This window comes from uncultured Cardiobacterium sp., assembly GCF_938028825.1.
Classification (GTDB): domain Bacteria; phylum Pseudomonadota; class Gammaproteobacteria; order Cardiobacteriales; family Cardiobacteriaceae; genus Cardiobacterium.
In genome coordinates this window covers 1-1458 of record NZ_CALIZP010000040.1, presented here as the reverse complement: position 1 = coordinate 1458, position 1458 = coordinate 1, and the positions used below count along the sequence as shown (strand labels likewise).

Genomic DNA, 1458 nt, shown 5'->3' with positions numbered 1-1458 from the left:
CCCGCTTCTTTTTCCAGAGAAATTTTCTGGCCTTTTTGCAGATTGACTGCCATAAACGCTCCTTATGTTGCGCGGATTGAGGGGAATAAGGTGCGGGCGATTGTACCAGCATTACCCCGCTTATAATGCGCGCATTTTTAATCACTTACCCCGCCATGCCCGCCTACCGCCTGCCCTACGGCACCCTCAGCCTCCGCATCGACCACGCCGACCTGCCGCCGGACGAACTCTTCGCCCTCGGCGCGCGCGCCAATCCGCGCCGCGCCTTCCTCTTCGTCAGCAAAGTGCTGGGCAAACACATCCCTGTGCCGGTCGCGACCCTCGGCCGCATCCACCGCCTGCTCGCCGCCAAGCTGCCCGCCGGCCTGCCCGCCCCCGTGCTCTTCATCGGCATGGCGGAAACCGCCACCGCACTGGCGCAAGGCGTCTTTGAGGCCTGGCTTGCCGCCCGCCCCGCCACACCCGCGCTCTACCTGCATACCAGCCGCCTGCGCGTCCGGGATGCCGCCATCTGCCCCTTTGAAGAAAGCCACAGCCACGCCGCGCAGCAATGGTTGCACCTGCCCGCCGACCGCCGCCTGCTCGCCGCCGCCCAAAGTCTGGTGCTGATTGACGACGAACTCTCGACCGGCAACACCTTCCGCGCCCTCGCATCCGCCCTGCGCCCGCAACTGCCCGCCCTGCGCACGACGCACTGGCTCTCGCTCACCGATTTCAGCCCGCCTGCCGCCGCTAGCGACGTGCAGCGCCACAGCCTGCTGCGCGGCCGCTGGCATTACGAAGCGACCGCAGCCGTGCCGCCCGTTGCCAGCGTGCAGGAAGTGCCTATTACCATCGCTGACAGCGGCTTTGGCCGCCTCGGTGTCCACCAGGCGGTGCGGCTGGATTCCGCCGCCTGGACGGAGACGGGCGACATTCGCGGCGGCGCGCGCGTCCTCGTCCTCGGCAGCGGCGAATTCATCCACCCGCCTGCCGTCTTTGCGCGCGCGCTCGCCGCGCGCAGCGGTGCGGAGGTGTACCTGCAATCAAGCAGCCGCTCGCCCGCCCTCGTCTGGGGCGCGCTGCAACACAAACGCCGCTTTGCCGACCCCTACGATGCGGATGTGCCCTACTACCTCTACAACCTCGCCGACCCGCGCGCCTACGACCACATCTTTATCTGTCACGAACACCCCGCCAACGCGGCATTGCGGGAAACTGCGGCAACGCTGGATGTGCGACTGCTGCATTTGCGCGCCAAGCGGTGTTATTACTGACCCCGCCAAGCGGCGTAAATACTGGGCTTTGTCGCTGCTCGGTTTTGTTCAACCCCCACCCCAACCCTCCCCCATAAATAAAGGGGAGGGGCTTTTTTTGTGCGAGATTTACGTTCGGCACGCGCCAAGCGGGATAAAACCTGACCTCGCCAAGCGGGATAAAACCTGACCCCGCCAAGCGGGATAAAACCTGACCCCGCCA

The 1458-nt window shown here is 65.4% G+C and carries 1 protein-coding gene; it reads left to right on the top strand.

The window, feature by feature from the left end; genetic code table 11:
* The first annotated feature begins 155 nt into the window (after positions 1-155).
* Positions 156-1256, top strand: a complete 1101-nt coding sequence (locus Q0562_RS06230) for a phosphoribosyltransferase domain-containing protein (RefSeq protein ID WP_298642592.1) — start codon at positions 156-158, stop codon at positions 1254-1256.
* Positions 1257-1458: the final 202 nt, after the last annotated feature.

Bases quoted from the DNA above. Each gene is read 5' to 3' on its own strand.
- Q0562_RS06230 (WP_298642592.1), top strand. From the start codon at position 156: ATGCCCGCCTACCGCCTGCCCTACGGCACCCTCAGCCTCCGCATCGAC.